This window comes from Spirosoma aureum (genome assembly GCF_011604685.1).
GTDB classification, from domain to species: Bacteria; Bacteroidota; Bacteroidia; order Cytophagales; family Spirosomataceae; genus Spirosoma; species Spirosoma aureum.
In genome coordinates, this window is the sequence record NZ_CP050063.1 from 5,364,549 (window position 1) to 5,380,408 (window position 15,860).

Below are 15,860 nucleotides of genomic sequence, written 5' to 3' on the forward strand. Positions count from 1 at the left end.
TTTTATGCTATACTCTCTCATCTCATTCAAACCTCTATGAACGGCCCATTTCGCTTCAGTCGGGTACTTCTATTCATGCTCGGTTTTGTTAGCACTACCTCACAGCTTCAGGCGCGGATTGTTCGGATTGAAATTACCAGTGTTCAATCGCCAACGTTTGAGGGGAAGGTCTTCGGGAAGGTGGGCGCATACGAGAAATTACGGGGAAAAGCCTATGGCGAGCTAGATCCGGCGGCTCTTCAAAATGCCGTCATTACCGACATCCAGTTAGCTCCTCGCAATGCCAGGGGAAAAGTAGAGTATGTAATGGACATTTACATCCTGAAACCGATCAATCTGGCCAATGGCAATCATAAACTCTTTCTGGAGGTCAATAATCGGGGTGGGAAATTGTTCGGCGGTTTCAACAACAGTAGTGGCGGCAATGACCCTACCACTGCTGCTCACGCGGGAGAGGGCTTTTTGATGAATCGGGGCTACACAATCGCCTGGAATGGTTGGGACCCATCGGCATCAGCCGCCAACAATAACCTGACAATCAGCGTTCCGACCGTCAGGAATCCGGACGGTTCACCGATCACAGGACCCTCATACGAATACATAGTTTTCGACGATAAACCATCAACCACGTATTCGCTCGCTTATCCAGCGGCCACGTTGAACACCGCACAGGCAACCCTCACTGTGCGCGACCACTTGCAGGACTCGCCGACTGTTATACCGGCAGGGGGTTGGGAGTATGTCAATGAGCGTACGATTCAGTTGTTGCCCGCCGGAACGACTTTCCGGCAAAGTGCGATCTATGAACTGGTCTATCCAGCCCGCGATCCAATTGCAGCCGGGATTGGTTTTGCGGCCACGCGTGATTTTGTGTCGTTCTTACGGTACGCCAGGGCCGACGATTTTGGAAATGTCAATCCACTGGCTGGTGACTTGCAGTATACGTTCTCCTATGCCGTTTCGCAACCGGCCCGCTATTTGAATGACTTTCAGACTCTTGGCTTCAATGCCGATGAAAATAACCGACGTGTCATTGATGGTATCGAAAACTGGCTGGGTGGTGGCAGTGGAATTGGATTGAACGTTCGGTTTGCCCAACCCTCACGAACCGAACGTAATCGGCAAAACCACCTTTACCCGGAAGGCGTTTTTCCATTTGCCTATCCCGTTACGACAGACCCATTTACGGGGAAAACTGGAGGACGGATAGTGGCCTGTTCAACCAGTCATACATGTCCGAATGTTTTCGAAATCAATTCGGCCAACGAATATTGGGTAAAAGCGGCTTCGTTGCTGCATACGGATGCTTTGGGAAATGACTTGCCAGACCCGGAGAATGTTCGTTTCTTCCTCGTATCAGGTGCCCAGCATGGTGCGGGCAACGTCAACAACCGTGGTTTGTGCCAGCAGTTTCAGAATCCAACCAATGCGGAACCAATGCTACGGGCTCTGTTTATTGCCCTGGACGACTGGGTGACGAAAGGCACACCTCCACCCAGAAGTGAAGTTCCCCGGCGATCAACGGGCACGGCTGTTATCGCCAATGCCCATCAGAACTGGCAAACGGGACAGATTGATCAGGAGGCACTCGGCTGGCCGACGATTCCTGGCGTGACGTATACTGGCCTCATTACTACTCGCTACCAGCTAGATTTTGGCTCTTCGTTTAGGCACGGAATCATGAGCCAGTATCCACCCAGTATCGGTGAGCGACCGGTTTACATAAACTTCGTTTCTAAGGTCGATCAGGACGGGAATGAGATCGCCGGGATTCGGTTGCCACCCGTTGCCGCACCCATCGCAACAACAACGGGGTGGGCGCTGCGTCGGGCTGGTTACGGTGAAAATGAAGGCTGTGAGGGGGCCGGTCAGTTTATTCCCTTTAAACCAACAAAAGCTGAACGGCTGTCAGTCAATGATCCTCGGTTATCGTTACAGGAACGCTACCAGACACATGATGGCTACGTGAAAGCAGTGGAGAAAGCCGCCCGAAAACTAGCTGAGCAACGTTTTTTGCTACAGGAAGATATCGATCAGTATATTCATACAGCAGCGTCAAGTAACGTATTGAAGTAGCTGGCAACAGAAAATGAACCGGAATTTACTGGCAAAGCTCGTTATAAGCGGCAACCATGTCACCAAACTGATTCCAGTCGCGACGGGTGGCTATCGGGTAGTTGCGGATAAAAGTCGGGCAATCGCCAAACAGTTTTTCATGAACAGCTTCCAGATCACCACGTCTGGCAAGCAGCGGTTCCTGCCCGTTTTTCAGAACAATGTAGCTCAACTCCTGACGATTACTTTCCAGAACGAAATTCCCGAATGTATACTCAGTCGTTTTTTTCCAGCCCGACACATCGAAATAAAGCGCCACTCGTCCTTCCAAAGGGCTCAGGCGTTCCAGTAACATCGGTTTATTGCTTCGTCGTGGATTGGGCACCCGTTCAAAAATAACCATTTCCCGGTCACGTGAAATATACCCGCTCGAATAAGCGAAATCAGGGATATGCTGTGCAATAAGACGCAGATCATCGCCCTTCAATTTGGTTTTAGTCTTGTCGGCGCTGCGAATGATGACTCCTGCCGGTGAATCATTTATGAGTGCTCCAATTCGCATTTCTCCACGGATCGTATCGTTCGTCATCGTAACGACGTAGCCATCGGTCCACATTGTGATGGCTCCTACTGGTATATATTGGGCCAGCCCAAGGGCGCTCTGCAGCAGGATAATAAGTATAGTTAAAATTTTCATGCTGGTCACTGATCGTTTGTGGCAACGAAGCTACCAGCACCGGAATGTTTCTGATATACAATTCTGCTTGAAACGTCAAATAGGGTGTTTGAACTGGGTTGAAGGCTGTTTATTGCCCATGAAACACTGACTTATAGCTTGAAATTCATTCGGGCGAGAACCTGCGATCCAACGCGTGCAATGAACTGATAGTCACCAGGAACCGTAAGGTTAATCTGCTCATTGACTTCAGCGGTGTTAATGTATTGTTTCTCGAAGATGACAAGCCCCTGATTATCGGTCACGTGTAGATCAATAGTCTGGGGAGCGGGAATCGACACCTTAATGGCCGTTGCCCCTGTTGTAGGATTTGGATTGATCGTCAGTTGCCCCTCAAACCTCAGGTTCGTATCCGTTGAATTGTCGACATCGACCGTAAAAACATCCGTTAAACAACCAGACTGATCGGTGACGGTGTAGGTCGTTGACACCGCAGGCGACACACTGATGGTTCGGCTGGTTTGCCCGGAATTCCAGGTATAATTTCCGGGCCATGAAGCCGCCAGTGTCAGCGGTTTATCGGGAATTGTCAGGAAATAACGGCGCTGGCTGACCTTTTTAAAAACGGTGAATTTGTCTCGTACAGTTCCATCTGCAGCCAGCCACTGCGCATCGAGTCGATTGTCGTTTACGTCGATCAGCATGGAACCGCCCACCTGATTATCCGAATAAACCATAGCCTGATGTGGATACCCAACCGACTGCCCGCCCAGTTGACCACCGCTTCCATTGACCACATAGATCGTACCGGCCTGTTTGTTGATAATCGGGCAGGAATTGGGCGAACCATCATACCGGGCATTGCTAGTCGATATGGCATGCTGATTTAAATCGAATGTATTGGCCTGACCATAATGTCCTTTCATGAGATAGCTGCGTTCATACAGATGGCTGTGCCCCGATAAGACCAGGTCGACCTGATACTGCTCCAGAATAGGAAGTAATTGCTGGCGTATCTGAATTAAATCATTTTCAGTATCCGAATTATGTGAGCCTTTGGTATAGGGCGGATGGTGAAAAAAAACAATCGTCCAGGGCTGATGATTAGCGGCTAAATCGCTGACAAGCCATTGCGCCTGCCGACCCGCCGGATCGTAGAGCCGTGAACCATCATTCCCTTCAGAATCCAGCGAAACGAAGTGAATATTCGCATAATTGAACGAATAGTTGAGTTTAGATCCGGAAGGCACTCCACCGGCTTCGGCCTGCTGCGGAACACTGACCAGATTGAAATAGTCAACGTTTAAATTGTTGGGGTTATCGATGTACTCATGGTTACCCGGTGTAGACCAGACCGGAACATGCTTCAAAATATCGGTATAGATATTAAAGAGGTTTTGCTGGTACTGCGCGTCAAATCCCTGATTATAAGCATTATCGCCCAGCCAAAGCCAGATATCGGCGGGATGGCTCTGCGCGGCTTGCCGGTATTGATTTAAAACGGCATTTTGGTTAGCATTGGCCGTACCAACGCCAAAATCACCCAGCGCCCAGATACGGACAGGAACGGTAGACCCCACGGTTGGCGAAGTTTGAAAATACTGATCACTGGAGGTCATTAAATCGCCCGCCGAGGAGCCAATGGCATAATAGTAACGACTCGCCGGTTGTAAGCCGGTTAGTGTAACAATGTGCTCAGTTGTTGCCGTTGGGTCGGTAGTTTCCTGGTTAAGCTGACCGGCGTTACTACCAAAGCGAACGCGGCTGTTGGTTGGTTGATCGGTACGCCAGCGAATCGTTATGCCCGTTGGTGTAACCGTCTGCAGGTAAGGTGAACGCGTAACGGTTTGCGCCATCGAAACCGTTACGGCCACTATCAGGCTGACAATCCAAATGACATGAAGTAGAGTTAGTCGGATCATATACTACTAGTTGGCTTCATTAAAAGTACACAACTTTAATAACACTTCGGACATACAGCAAAAATGCGAATCGTAAGCAATGGGATACCAATAAGTCCGGCTCCCTGTAAGTAGACTATTTCCTTTTCGCGACCACTTGTTAACCAGAGTCAACCTATTGTCAACTCTGGCTGGCTGCCTCCTCTTTACTGGGCTACTTTTGGGCTGTTCTTTACATACTCAAGGAGCTTTGCTTTAATCCATTTGCGAGGCCAGTCAACGTAACGAATCACTACTATAACTCAATCATTAACCATGCATACATTATCCTTTGGCTTATTAATGGCCAGTTTACTAAGTTCTGTTTTCGCAACCACACTGAACCCATCGTCGGTAACTGATGGAAAATTGCACGGCATTCTGCCAATAGTCAATCAGAAAGTGACGTATTCCGAGGTCGTTGATTGTGGGAGTGTGTCGCAGATCGACCTGTTCCGGCGCGCCAGATTATGGATTGCTCAGTCGTCGTCTTCGTCAACCAGTACCTTTTCACTAAACGATAAAGAAACCGGTGATCTGGTAAGCCGGGGAAAACAGGTCGTTAGTATGCCCCGTTCGGAGAGCTTTGCCGGTGGTGTTTTTTCCTTTCGCTATAGTTTCGTCATCGAATGCAGCAACCGCAAATACCGGGCAACGATAACGCAGATCGACGTAGAAGATGGAAACAGTGATAAATTAACACCGATCGAGGTCTATTCGCAACGCAATGAAAAAGACCTTCAGCTTATCTATCAGGAACTAGATAAGCAGCTAAAAGGCACGCTGCAACTGCTTCAGGAAAACGTTAAAAACTACAAAGGTTTTTAGGAATCCTGCTCCATGAACCGAACTGTCACGTATTTGCTTGGCCCCGAATTGGTCTGGCTGCTTTTATTCGCTCTAGCGGGTATTCTTGTGGCCCAGAACCAGCCCGTAACGGGAATAAGTCATCTGAAGATCATCTGGTTAAACTGGTATCTACCCGCCATTGGCGTTATGCTGGCCTTTGTACCCTTGTTCTGGGCAACGGGCAACCTGTGGTGGTGGCTGGTACGGATTGGTCTGGCAAGTCTGATTGGTGTTGTTCTGCTCGTGGGTTATTTGTGTAAATCGGCCAGTTATTCGGATATCCGCGATCTGGGCGTTGGCATGGGATTTCTGTTCTTCGTCGCTATCGGCTGGACACTATTAGCATCCATAGGATTGATCGCTATCCTTTTTCAATTAGCGAACTGGTCATTCCTGCCCGCCCTAAAATGTTTGCTGGTTGTGTTTAGCCTCTTTCTGCTTGTGATGAAGTTCAAGTGGGACAACCCCTGAAACAACGTCACTACGGTCCTTCCTCTTTTTAAGAAAATCATATTCGTACGCACATGTACACCCTTCCATCAACCGTTTTATTCGCAACTCTGTCAATAGTCGGTTTTATATTATTGATAAAAAGTATCACCCGACTCACAGCGATCTATGCAACGGCTCCTAAAGTTGAGTGGATTGCCCAATCACCTGCCTGTTATTTTGATCTGCGTGACCCAGGTATCTATGAAATTTCGGTGATTCGGCCTTCTCTATTTGGCGTAATACCCAAACAAATTCCCTTTGAAGTACTTGATCGTCAGGCTGAAAAAAGTATTGCCGTCGAAAACTATAACTTTCTGCTTTCCGGCAGCCGAGATATGTCCGGCAACCGAATTGTGCCAATTGCAGAGTTTACGATCGACCAGCCCAGCACATTCCGGCTTTTCAATCCGGCGAACGACGATTTTAACCAAACCGATAAACTGCTCATCAGGCCCAAGGTTGGAATTACGGGTGTTTTTTCCATTCTGGCTGTCGTATTTTCGGGCATCTTGTTTATCGGCGGATCGATTGTTTTCATAATAACACTGGTTAAGCCATGAACCGCACCGCTGCTTATCTGGCTGGTCCTGAATTAAGCTGGCTCATCCTATACCTGATGACAATGTGGCTTGTTGCCTTCTATCAGCCGCTGGCCACCGACTCTTCGAAAGAACAGTTACTGAACTTTGGCTGGTTTTTACCGCTCATTGGTGTGATCATGGCTTTCGTTCCTTTATTCTGGGCACCTGGAAACCATTGGTTATGGTTAATTCGTATTGGCCTGGTCAGTAGCCTGGGCATTGCCTTCGTTGTCACCTATCTATGCAGTTCGGTCCAGTATCACGACAGCCGCGATTCGGGTGTTGGAACCGCCTGGATTATGTTTTTCAGCCTGGGGATAATGACGCTTATTGGTATGATGTTTATTAGCGCCATTTTTCTACTAACTAAATGGCCGTTACTACCAGTCTTAAAATGGCTACTGATCATTGTCGGCATCCTGATTGCATTAGGAGCTGCCATTAACTGGCTGGCTTCACTGGATACAGGCAAAGCTTCCTGACCTGACGATGGTCTGGTAAGAACCTATTCATTCGGAAAGCCACCCGGCTTTCTGACGCCACTCACGGAAGTCAGCATCGGCGTGAAGATCAGCCGAGTTGCCCGCGTCAATTGCTTCAGCAAGACGTTGTTCGGGAATAACCGGAAGATTGATTTCGGCCCGTAACCTATTTACAGCGACCTTGTCCTCAACGGGATATAGTTTACCCTTATCGTACTGAGTGCCATAGCGTTGCGGTTTGCCGGTAAAAAAGCAGATCCGATCATACAGATAGGCTAAATGCTGCGGATTGATGTCATCGCTGACATCGAGCATCAATTGATAACCAGATTTCATAAACAAAGCCTCGCCAATAGCATGCTGCACAATGAGCCAGGCGGCTTCGCTGGCTTCTTCGCCTACTTTCGAGCGGGTTGGCCAGCCAATCAGGCCAATTATTTCCCGAAGCCGGGCAACATTTGCCCGATGAATGGCTTCCATATCCGGGTTGTAGCCCTCCGACAGCTTGTTTTCCTGAAGCAATCGCTCCCGAACAGCCAGATCATGGTTTGCTAATTGAATGAGTTCCTGAGCGATTTGGGCTTCCATGTTATTATGCAGCGGGGTTGCATTCTATCCGATGACCAATCCGAAGGATATGCCCGTCGGGGTCTTTGACAAACATTTCCCGCATGTTCCAGGGCATACGTTCGGGTGGCGACACATCCAGAGCCCCTTTTGCTTTGATTGTTTCATAGTAGGCATCTACGTCATCGATGACCAGGCAAACCCATGTTTCAGGATGACCCTGACCGTTCAGACAGAAGAAAATCTCCACGTCATTTTTCACCACGCCCCCAAAGGTTGGTGGATTTTCCCACTCCCATTTATCATCAAAGCCTAACACATCGATGTAATAGGCAAGGCTTCTTGTCACGTTGGCCGAATACAGAATCGGTACGGTATTCGCTAGTTTCATGCGTATTGTCGTTCAGTAGACGCAATACTAAAATTCACTCAACGTAATCTTTTTACGTCATATAGCCCGATTGGTCGATTTTTATTGTACGAGTTGCATCATCCAGGCGCAGGCTATACCTCCATAGGTGCCCAGTACATGGCTAAGTACGGCCAGTAAAACGCCCACGGGTGCCAGCGCCGGGTGAAAAACGGAAGCGACTGCCGGAGCGGTTGCAACCCCTCCAATATTGGCCTGGCTACCCACTGCTACGAAAAAATACGGAGCCTTCAATACGCGGGCAGCTATAAACATGATCAGGATGTGGATGAGCATCCAAATTATGGCCACAGCAAATAATCCGAGATTGCCACTGATAGTTGACAGATCGAGCCGCATGCCGATTGTCATGATCAGAAAGTAAATAAACAAGGTCGAGAGGTCCGTTGTACCCAGTTTTTCGAGCTTTCGGGCTCGGGTAAACGACAACCCAATACCCAGTGTCGTTGATAAAATCACCACCCATAGGAAGTTCGACAGAAACGGTTCCAAGCCATGTACCCGCATCCAGTCGGCATGCGGTTGAAACGTTTGAGTTAGCCAGGAAGCCAGGGCATGGGCAACCGCTGCTCCGCCAAAACCCAGCGCCAGAATGGTCGATAAGTCGGTTAAATCGGCCGGTTTATCACGTTCTTCCCGATAGCTTAAAATCCTCACTTTAACCGCTTCGATACTCGACGTGTCGGCTTTCAGAAACCGGTCTATCCGCCCCGAAAAGGCCGCTCCGTAGATCAGACAGGCCGTCCAGACGTTTGACACGATCGCATCAACGACCAGAATAATGACAAACAGGGCTTCGCTGCAACCATAAATTTCTTTCAAAGCGATCTGGCTGCTGCTCCCCCCTATCCAGCTACCCGAAATTGTGACCAGTCCTTTCCAGAGTTGCTGGTCAATGGCCTGCTGGCGAAACTCCGGCGATAATGAACTTACCAGCGCCAACGCGATTGGACCACCAATGACGATACCGAGCGTTCCAGCCAGAAAAACCAGTAATGCTTTGTTGCCCAACCGTAGTATAGAGCGCAGATCGGCGGTAGATGTCAGCAATACCAGCGCAGCAGGCAGCAGATACTGGGATGCAACAGTATAGAGCTTTGATTGCTCACCCGAAATTATACCAAAGCTATTCATGGCTCCCGGAAAAATGTAACAAAGCAGCAGAGCAGGAATTAAGTTATAGAATTTCTGCCAGCTTCGATGTTCGGATCGCGAGGTATGGAAGATGAGAGCCAGCAGTGCAAGCAGGATGCCCAGAATTATGGCATCCTGCGTAATCAGAGGTTCTTTCGGCATCAGAATCTGAACGAATTCGTTGGACTGCTTGCTCGCACAGAATACGGCTAGCTATACTACGCTTAAATAGATGTTGGTAATGTCAGGGTCAATTCTGTAAACTCACCTTCCTCGCTTTCCAGCGTAAAGGTTCCACCATGACCTTTCGTTATAATATCATAGCTTAACGAAAGCCCTAAACCCGTTCCCTGCCCGGTTGGTTTGGTCGTAAAGAATGGTTGAAAAATTTTCAGTTTTATCGATTCTGGAACACCTGTACCGTTGTCGCGAATTCGTATTTTGACTCGATCTGCTTCCTGGCTGGTGTATACTGCAACGATTGGCTGGTAGTCTGGCCCGTTACTTTGCTGCCGTTTTTGTACAGCATAAAACGCATTATTGAAAACATTGAGGAGCACCCGACCTACTTCTTGCGGAACGATTGTAACCGGCCCCAAATCAGGGGCATAGTCGGCAATCAACCTGGCCTCGAACGTAGAGTCTCTCGCTCGTACACCATGATAAGCCAGCTTCAAATACTCGTCGGTTAACGCATTCAGATCCGTTGGCAGTCGCTCACCACTACTCGTACGGGCGTGTTCGAGCATGCCTTTTACGATCGCCGAAGCCCGACCGCCATGCTGATTTATTTTCTGGAGATTCTGCTGTAGATCGTTAATGATTTCAGTATCCAGTTCGTCATCGTGTTGCCCGCTCTGGCGATTCTCGATCAGTTCCGTGACCAGTTCGGTACTGACTTCCGAAAAGTTATTGACGAAATTTAGTGGGTTCTGTATTTCGTGAGCGATACCAGCCGTCAGTTCACCCAGTGAAGCCATTTTTTCTGCCTGTATAAGCTGATCCTGGGTTGATTTCAATTTGACAAGTGTTTGCTGAAGGGCTTCCTTCTGCTCATTTAGCTGGCGATTAGCCCGTTGCTTTGCCCGGTTGTTACGGGTCAGGATCAGCGAAAAACCAACCAAAAGCGCGATGCAGCCAATGAGTATAAAAACATACTGACGTTGCCGATGCGACTCCTGATCCCGTAACTGGCGATCTTTTGTCAATAGCTGGATTTGTGCTTCTTTTTTAAGGAGGTTCTGTCTGTATTCCAGCGAAGCCAGGCGACGCGTGGTCGCTTCGGCGGTTAAGCTATCTTTATAGGCGCTGTACTGCAAAAAATACCGATAAGCCTGCGCATAATCGCCCTCTTTCGCAAATGCCTTGCTCAATGCTTTGGTTGAATCACGAAGTTTCTTGCGGGTCGTGAGCTGCTCCACGACTTTCGGATTGCTTCTGGACGAATTAATAAGTGTATCGACCCACCGATCGATCATTTCCGGTTTAATTCGAAAGCTTCGGTTCCGGCCGGGATCATAGGTTGGAATCGGAATTGAACTCAGGTAATCGGTCGGAATAGCGGGAGACGATCGATTTTCAAGCCGCTTTTTTACGGCCATTTGGGTAGCCTCTATCGATATATCGACAGGAATAGTCCGGTCAGGCCGCAACGACTTTTTGCCAAGTCCCTTGGCGGCCTTTTTCATAGACCCCCCTACCGAAGTCATCACCTTGCTCAACGCAATGGCTATCTCAGGCGATGTCTTACGATAATCGTGCTGAATACGTCCTATAATTCCCAGCGCCCAGCCTCCTTCTTCCACATCCTGAATCTGGCCGGCGGCTTCCTCGGCTTTTGCGAAAAGTTTCTTTGCCTCTTCTGTCTCCTGTTGCTGAATATGGAGCATTGCCAGTTGGCAAAATGCGATGACCTGTCCAGGTGCATAATTCAGCTCACGAGCCACAGTTAAAAGCGAATCAGCCTCACCAACGGTGCTCACTTTTTTTTGTAAGTCCGTTTTAAGTCGACTAATTTCTTTTTCCTTTTCCAGCTGCTGCGTATCGACGGGATTGCTGTTATCCGAAACTACCTGCGACCAGCCAGGAACGACAACTACCCACAAAAGCACCATAAAGCCAAAGGTGGCAGTAAAGCGAGAGCACCCTTTCATTCGTACGATTGTATCTAAAAATAGAGAGATTGCCTGGGCAAATTATCGAAGATCCGTGGACGGACCAACGGAAACGTCACTATTTACTTTTATTTATCGATAAACCATAGGGTATAAGTAGGAAATTTTCCGGTAAAAAATCAGCAACTAGCCCGAAACTCAACTCCCTGTGAAGCTGTTGTCAAAACAGCTTTCGATCTCGTTTATGAACGTTATTGCCCGCGATCCTTCTGTACCGCTTCGGTTGTTCGTCGACAAATTCTGGGCAGTTTCAGCCGAAAAGTTCGACCAGCAGGATATTGGCTTACCCGTGATGCGGCACGAGTTTATGTTCAACTTTTCGGATCATTTTTCGATTTGCCGAACCGACAGTAAACCATTAATTGACAATCAGACAACCTGGATCAACAGCCTTTATACGCACCCACAACGCAGCGCAACCCGTGGGCGACACGAAACATTTGGCGTTTTCCTGAAACCGTGGGCTCTTTATTCTTTGACGAATATTCCGGCGTCGGAACTTACCAATCTGGTTATTGAAAGCAGTCTGGTTTTGCACCAGCCCATTAAAGACCTGACCGAACAATTGCAGGGAACAAATGACATGCAGGTCAAACTTGCCTTGCTGGAATGTTTTCTGCTGAATCAATTCTCAGGCAAAGACCTGCCCGCTTACCTTCCTTACGCAGTGGATTATCTGCAAAAACGGCCCTGGCACCATGGCATCGTTCGGGATCTGGCTATGTCAATTGGCGTTAGTGCCAAATCTTTAACACAGGCTTTCAATAAATACGTTGGAGTTTCGCCCGGCCGATTTCTTCACATACGGCTGGTAAATGAGGTAACCGCCGATCTGGCCAGCAACCCGAACCAATCCCTGACGGAACTCGCCCATCGCCATCGTTTCTTTGACCAGGCCCATCTGAACCATCTCTTCAAATCTTTGACAAACCTGACACCCGGCCAATATCAGAAACAGGTTCTGGCCGGAACGATCGACAAAAACGATCCCTGTTACATTCGCCAGACAACGTAACTTTTATACAATTTTAGGGCTTCCCATTCCGGTAGTTTTGCGCAAAAAACGAATCGACATGCGAACGATAAAATTGTTTATTGCTACCAGTCTGGATAGTTACATCGCCGGGCCGAACGGCGAAATTGACTGGTTGTTTACTGAAGGCGAATACGGCTATTCTGCTTTTATGGAGAGGATTGATACAACCCTGATGGGCAACGAAACCTACAAGCTGACCAAAACATTCGGCGACTTTCCGTACAAAGACCTGACAAATTATGTCTTTACGCGCAACACAGTTCATCCGGAGGAGCCTTATGTACAGTTTGTTTCGGGCGATATTGCGGCTTTTGTTCAATCGCTGAAAGAACAGAATGGGAACGATATTTTTTTAGTCGGTGGAGGCTATGTAAACACCGTTCTGCTCAACGCAGGGCTGATCGACGAGCTACAGATCTTCGTCCATCCAATTATTCTGGGAAACGGTATACCCCTGTTTCAACCAACCGAAACACGGCATAACTGGACGTTTGTTGCCAGCAAATCCTATGAGCGTGGATTGGTCGAATTAAAGTATGTGAAAGCGTAAATGAATAGTCAGGCGAAGGCTTTCTACTCATTCTTCGCCTGACTACCTGGGATTAGCTACCAGACTACTACATCTTCCCTTACGTCAGCAACTCGTTTCCTGACAGCAAATGGGAAAAACAGCAACGTGATGGCACATCCGATTGAGGGTACATAACCAATGGGCGTAAAAACTCCCGTGGGAGCACTGATTACAATGATCAACAGTGCGGTTTTGATGGCGCTGCGCTGACTACCGGGAATACCGCGAAACCACGCTCCGATTTCACGAAGCATACGCATACTGAGCGACAACAGGACCATGCCCATGAGAATCAGCGAATAGAATCGGTAATCGTATACAAACGTCCCATTGATAGCCCGCTCGATGGCCCGGTAGCTGATTTCAAACAAATGCCCACCACCGATAAACGTGGCTATGGCCGTAGCACCGAAAACGACAAAATAAGCAGGTACTTTTCGAACAGGTACGGTAGCCCGTCGAACGAGCCGAATCGTATTGATAAACGTAAATACCAGGCAAAGGATCAGTACGATCTCATCGATGTGATTTAGATAAAAACTCATCATACAGAATAACCGCCGATTCGGCTGATTTAGGGTTCAGGAAAGAGGCAAGTTATTGTCCCTCATTCACCCTCATCAACCAACATCTGGATCAAGCAACCAGAACCCTGTATCAACCAGCAAAATCAGGCCCTGATTTGCAGCTTATCCAGGCCAATTCTTATGGCATTCGATTGAGTCCTTCCCATTTCACGTTCCAGCTACCATCGGACGGGAAACCGGGCGTAGCTGATCCGGTATACCCATCCCAGCCTGCACACATCATCGAAACAGCCATCAGTAAACCGCCATTGCCGGGCAGGTAGATTCGCAAATTATTCCGCTGGTAGTTGTGCCCATTTGGGAGATAGGTATTTTTGGTCACCTTCATCATCAGGGCGTCAACGGCCTGTTTGGGCCTCCCGAGCCGGGCGGCAGACATGGCTACCAGTGGATAATCCCACCCCCAGGTATCTTCCCAATGCCAGACAGTCATAACCTTGTCGAAAGTACGCTGCATGGTAGGCACATCAAGCTGAGCCGATGCCGGCAGAAAGCCGTATGCTCCCAATACCGTTGGATGATCGGTGATGTACGGTTCAAATGTGTATGAATTCGGCGCACTTTCAGCCGCCAGATATAAGCCTTCTTGTACGGGCAGTGGCGAAAGTTTAGCCAGCACATCGTCCCATTCCGGATTGCGGGGTAGCCCCAGCCGTTGCCGCCATTGCTGCGCTACTGTAAGCCCCCAACGCCAGTAAGCCAGTTCATAGGTTGGGTTATAGGTCTCTTCGGGCTTAAACCGCTCCTGTGCCGGAATCAAGCCTTTGCCCAGAATATACCGCTTCGTGGCTGGGTCCCAATACGCATACGAAGCCATAAAATCGGCAGTATCGAATACCAGTTCCTTATATTTTTCCAGGATGGCCTGATTGTGGTGATGGCGATAGCACAACTCCGCAAAATACAGAAAATGAGGCTGTTGCCAGATAAGAAATGGGGAAACGGTCGATGGGCTTTCGTTCCCTTCTGCATCGGTCATTTTCTGCCAGCGTACGCCTTTAAATCCCTGACGGGCAGCAATTGCCTTGGCTTTATTCCGTACCGACTGATACCAGCCGAGACTTCGTTCCAATAAATCGATCCGGTTCCACTGGGCAAAGTGGGCGGCATGCCACCAGTGCATTTCGAGGTGTGGACGGCCATACCAGCTGTTATACGTTAGCCCCGTTTCCTGGGGTGGTATCGAGCCGGCACACTGAATTCGGGTTAAGTATTGTGAAAGCACAACCCGCCGTTCGAGTTCGGAAGCCCTCGGATCGGTACTACCCGAAAAATCAACAGCGCCCCCCGACTTCCAAAATTGCTCCCAGCTTCGATAACTGTTCATTTGGGTATCGGTAAACGAAGCGGGTGTTTCGCCGGCAGGGCGTTTCGAAAAGCGGCAACTCACATCCAGAGAGGTCAGTTGCCCCGCTGGTTTCAGCACAAACGCATGAGCTCCTTCCTGTACCAGTGATGCGGATGAACTCCAGCCGATACTGGCCGAATAGCGCGTTGTGTCGAGCGTTCGTTCGATCACGGCTGACGTATTGCTTATCGGCTTCAGGCGGGATACGTGCCGTTGGGTGCTTTTCCAGTCTGTATTGTTTTCCCATTCGCCGGAAGCATATGGAAAACGGAACGTCACGGTCAATCGCCCGGTTTTCAGTAAGGGCGATTTGACACGAACGGCGATTTGGTCCTGATTTTGGTGACCAACGGTCAACACATCAACCGGTTGTCCGTCAAGTTCGAAATGGCTTCGAATTTCGCCAGTCCACAAATCAAGCACCTGGTGGCTGTTTTTCAAATCCTCGGGTTTGGCACTCGTTCCATCGGCCTTAGTCAACCCAAACCCAACCTGCCCCAGATGTAAGCGGTGCGGATTTTCGCGAAACCAGTCAGAGGCAAGTTTTTTGCGTTCCGGCTGCGAATAGGCGTATGTATAAGGTATTTTACGCCCATGTGATTCATAGTCCTTATACACTTCCTCAATCCGATACTGCTGCGAATTTGGAAAACTGTGCCACCCCCATTGCGACTGGGTACCGAGCGGTACCCCATGCTGATACATGTCTGGGAAGGTTTGAAGACCGGTTGGATCAACCGTAAACGCAAACTCGCCATTACCAACCGACACCGACTGCATCGAATCAAAGCGGGTTACCACTACATTATGACGTGCTACGACCGCTTTTCGATCAATTCGCACGTTGGATGGCAGGAATGTTGTCGTCGAGGGCGTAACCAGATGACCAAACAATCCGGTCAGAATCAGCACAAAAAAACGATAGCTCATAGTTGTAA

At 48.8% G+C, this 15,860-nt stretch carries 15 protein-coding genes; 7 read left to right on the plus strand and 8 right to left on the minus strand.

The genetic code is table 11. The features are described from left to right. Positions 1-36: 36 nt before the first annotated feature. A complete protein-coding gene (locus G8759_RS21370; protein ID WP_167212155.1) occupies positions 37-2,076 on the plus strand; it encodes an alpha/beta hydrolase domain-containing protein in 2,040 nt (679 codons plus the stop codon). Between the two features lie 25 nt (positions 2,077-2,101). On the opposite strand, the gene G8759_RS21375 is transcribed toward G8759_RS21370, so the two are convergent. Together G8759_RS21375 and G8759_RS21380 are read right to left on the minus strand one after the other, a co-directional pair. Then, complete coding sequence (locus G8759_RS21375; protein WP_167212159.1) at positions 2,102-2,752, minus strand: hypothetical protein; 651 nt, start codon at positions 2,750-2,752, stop codon at positions 2,102-2,104. Between the two features lie 131 nt (positions 2,753-2,883). Then, complete coding sequence (locus G8759_RS21380) at positions 2,884-4,653, minus strand: purple acid phosphatase family protein (protein WP_167212162.1); 1,770 nt, start codon at positions 4,651-4,653, stop codon at positions 2,884-2,886. A gap of 294 nt (positions 4,654-4,947) precedes the next feature. Between G8759_RS21380 and G8759_RS21385 the strand changes: the two genes are divergently transcribed. Genes G8759_RS21385 through G8759_RS21400 form a run of 4 tightly spaced genes read left to right on the plus strand, consistent with a single transcriptional unit; the run spans position 4,948 to position 7,075 of the window. Beyond that, positions 4,948-5,499, plus strand: a complete 552-nt coding sequence (locus tag G8759_RS21385; protein WP_167212165.1) for a DUF4468 domain-containing protein — start codon at positions 4,948-4,950, stop codon at positions 5,497-5,499. Between the two features lie 12 nt (positions 5,500-5,511). After that, on the plus strand, positions 5,512-5,991 hold the full coding sequence (locus tag G8759_RS21390) for a hypothetical protein (protein WP_167212168.1): 480 nt from the start codon (positions 5,512-5,514) through the stop codon (positions 5,989-5,991). A gap of 53 nt (positions 5,992-6,044) precedes the next feature. Beyond that, positions 6,045-6,572, plus strand: a complete 528-nt coding sequence (locus G8759_RS21395; RefSeq protein ID WP_167212171.1) for a hypothetical protein — start codon at positions 6,045-6,047, stop codon at positions 6,570-6,572. Continuing rightward, positions 6,569-7,075, plus strand: coding sequence for a hypothetical protein (locus G8759_RS21400; protein ID WP_167212174.1), 507 nt, complete (start codon positions 6,569-6,571; stop codon positions 7,073-7,075). Before G8759_RS21395 ends, G8759_RS21400 begins: the two co-directional genes overlap by 4 nt. Before the next feature lie 27 nt (positions 7,076-7,102). On the opposite strand, the gene G8759_RS21405 is transcribed toward G8759_RS21400, so the two are convergent. The 4 genes from G8759_RS21405 to G8759_RS21420 all read right to left on the minus strand — a co-directional run bounded on the left by G8759_RS21405 (position 7,103) and on the right by G8759_RS21420 (position 11,359). After that, positions 7,103-7,663, minus strand: a complete 561-nt coding sequence (locus G8759_RS21405) for a DUF6624 domain-containing protein (RefSeq protein WP_167212177.1) — start codon at positions 7,661-7,663, stop codon at positions 7,103-7,105. Positions 7,664-7,667: 4 nt separating this feature from the next. Beyond that, positions 7,668-8,033 carry a VOC family protein gene (locus G8759_RS21410; RefSeq protein ID WP_167212180.1) on the minus strand — a complete coding sequence of 122 codons (366 nt, stop codon included), beginning with the start codon at positions 8,031-8,033 and terminating at the stop codon, positions 7,668-7,670. Positions 8,034-8,114: 81 nt separating this feature from the next. Beyond that, complete coding sequence (locus G8759_RS21415; RefSeq protein WP_167212183.1) at positions 8,115-9,368, minus strand: DUF819 family protein; 1,254 nt, start codon at positions 9,366-9,368, stop codon at positions 8,115-8,117. 62 nt (positions 9,369-9,430) lie between these two features. Beyond that, positions 9,431-11,359: a sensor histidine kinase gene (locus G8759_RS21420; protein ID WP_197933035.1), complete on the minus strand. Its 1,929-nt coding sequence runs from the start codon at positions 11,357-11,359 to the stop codon at positions 9,431-9,433. Positions 11,360-11,528: 169 nt separating this feature from the next. On the opposite strand from G8759_RS21420, the gene G8759_RS21425 reads away from it, so the two are divergent. Next, a complete protein-coding gene (locus tag G8759_RS21425; RefSeq protein ID WP_167212186.1) occupies positions 11,529-12,395 on the plus strand; it encodes a helix-turn-helix domain-containing protein in 867 nt (288 codons plus the stop codon). Positions 12,396-12,453: 58 nt separating this feature from the next. Continuing rightward, positions 12,454-12,966 (plus strand): dihydrofolate reductase family protein, encoded by a 513-nt coding sequence (locus G8759_RS21430; RefSeq protein ID WP_167212189.1) that lies wholly within the window; start codon positions 12,454-12,456, stop codon positions 12,964-12,966. Positions 12,967-13,022: 56 nt separating this feature from the next. Here the strand turns inward: G8759_RS21430 and G8759_RS21435 are convergent, their stop codons facing one another. Next, the gene (locus tag G8759_RS21435) at positions 13,023-13,535 is read right to left on the minus strand and encodes a hypothetical protein (RefSeq protein ID WP_167212192.1); all 513 of its coding nucleotides are present in this window, start codon (positions 13,533-13,535) and stop codon (positions 13,023-13,025) included. 157 nt (positions 13,536-13,692) lie between these two features. Beyond that, the gene (locus tag G8759_RS21440) at positions 13,693-15,852 is read right to left on the minus strand and encodes a hypothetical protein (RefSeq protein WP_197933036.1); all 2,160 of its coding nucleotides are present in this window, start codon (positions 15,850-15,852) and stop codon (positions 13,693-13,695) included. Positions 15,853-15,860 lie beyond the last annotated feature (8 nt).

What these genes read in the sequence shown, in the direction of transcription:
- G8759_RS21370 (WP_167212155.1), top strand. Translation starts at nt 37, where the DNA reads ATGAACGGCCCATTTCGCTTCAGTCGGGTACTTCTATTCATGCTCGGT.
- G8759_RS21375 (WP_167212159.1), bottom strand. Translation starts at nt 2,752, where the DNA reads ATGAAAATTTTAACTATACTTATTATCCTGCTGCAGAGCGCCCTTGGG.
- G8759_RS21380 (WP_167212162.1), bottom strand. Translation starts at nt 4,653, where the DNA reads ATGATCCGACTAACTCTACTTCATGTCATTTGGATTGTCAGCCTGATA.
- G8759_RS21385 (WP_167212165.1), top strand. Translation starts at nt 4,948, where the DNA reads ATGCATACATTATCCTTTGGCTTATTAATGGCCAGTTTACTAAGTTCT.
- G8759_RS21390 (WP_167212168.1), top strand. Translation starts at nt 5,512, where the DNA reads ATGAACCGAACTGTCACGTATTTGCTTGGCCCCGAATTGGTCTGGCTG.
- G8759_RS21395 (WP_167212171.1), top strand. Translation starts at nt 6,045, where the DNA reads ATGTACACCCTTCCATCAACCGTTTTATTCGCAACTCTGTCAATAGTC.
- G8759_RS21400 (WP_167212174.1), top strand. Translation starts at nt 6,569, where the DNA reads ATGAACCGCACCGCTGCTTATCTGGCTGGTCCTGAATTAAGCTGGCTC.
- G8759_RS21405 (WP_167212177.1), bottom strand. Translation starts at nt 7,663, where the DNA reads ATGGAAGCCCAAATCGCTCAGGAACTCATTCAATTAGCAAACCATGAT.
- G8759_RS21410 (WP_167212180.1), bottom strand. Translation starts at nt 8,033, where the DNA reads ATGAAACTAGCGAATACCGTACCGATTCTGTATTCGGCCAACGTGACA.
- G8759_RS21415 (WP_167212183.1), bottom strand. Translation starts at nt 9,368, where the DNA reads ATGCCGAAAGAACCTCTGATTACGCAGGATGCCATAATTCTGGGCATC.
- G8759_RS21420 (WP_197933035.1), bottom strand. Translation starts at nt 11,359, where the DNA reads ATGAAAGGGTGCTCTCGCTTTACTGCCACCTTTGGCTTTATGGTGCTT.
- G8759_RS21430 (WP_167212189.1), top strand. Translation starts at nt 12,454, where the DNA reads ATGCGAACGATAAAATTGTTTATTGCTACCAGTCTGGATAGTTACATC.
- G8759_RS21435 (WP_167212192.1), bottom strand. Translation starts at nt 13,535, where the DNA reads ATGATGAGTTTTTATCTAAATCACATCGATGAGATCGTACTGATCCTT.
- G8759_RS21440 (WP_197933036.1), bottom strand. Translation starts at nt 15,852, where the DNA reads ATGAGCTATCGTTTTTTTGTGCTGATTCTGACCGGATTGTTTGGTCAT.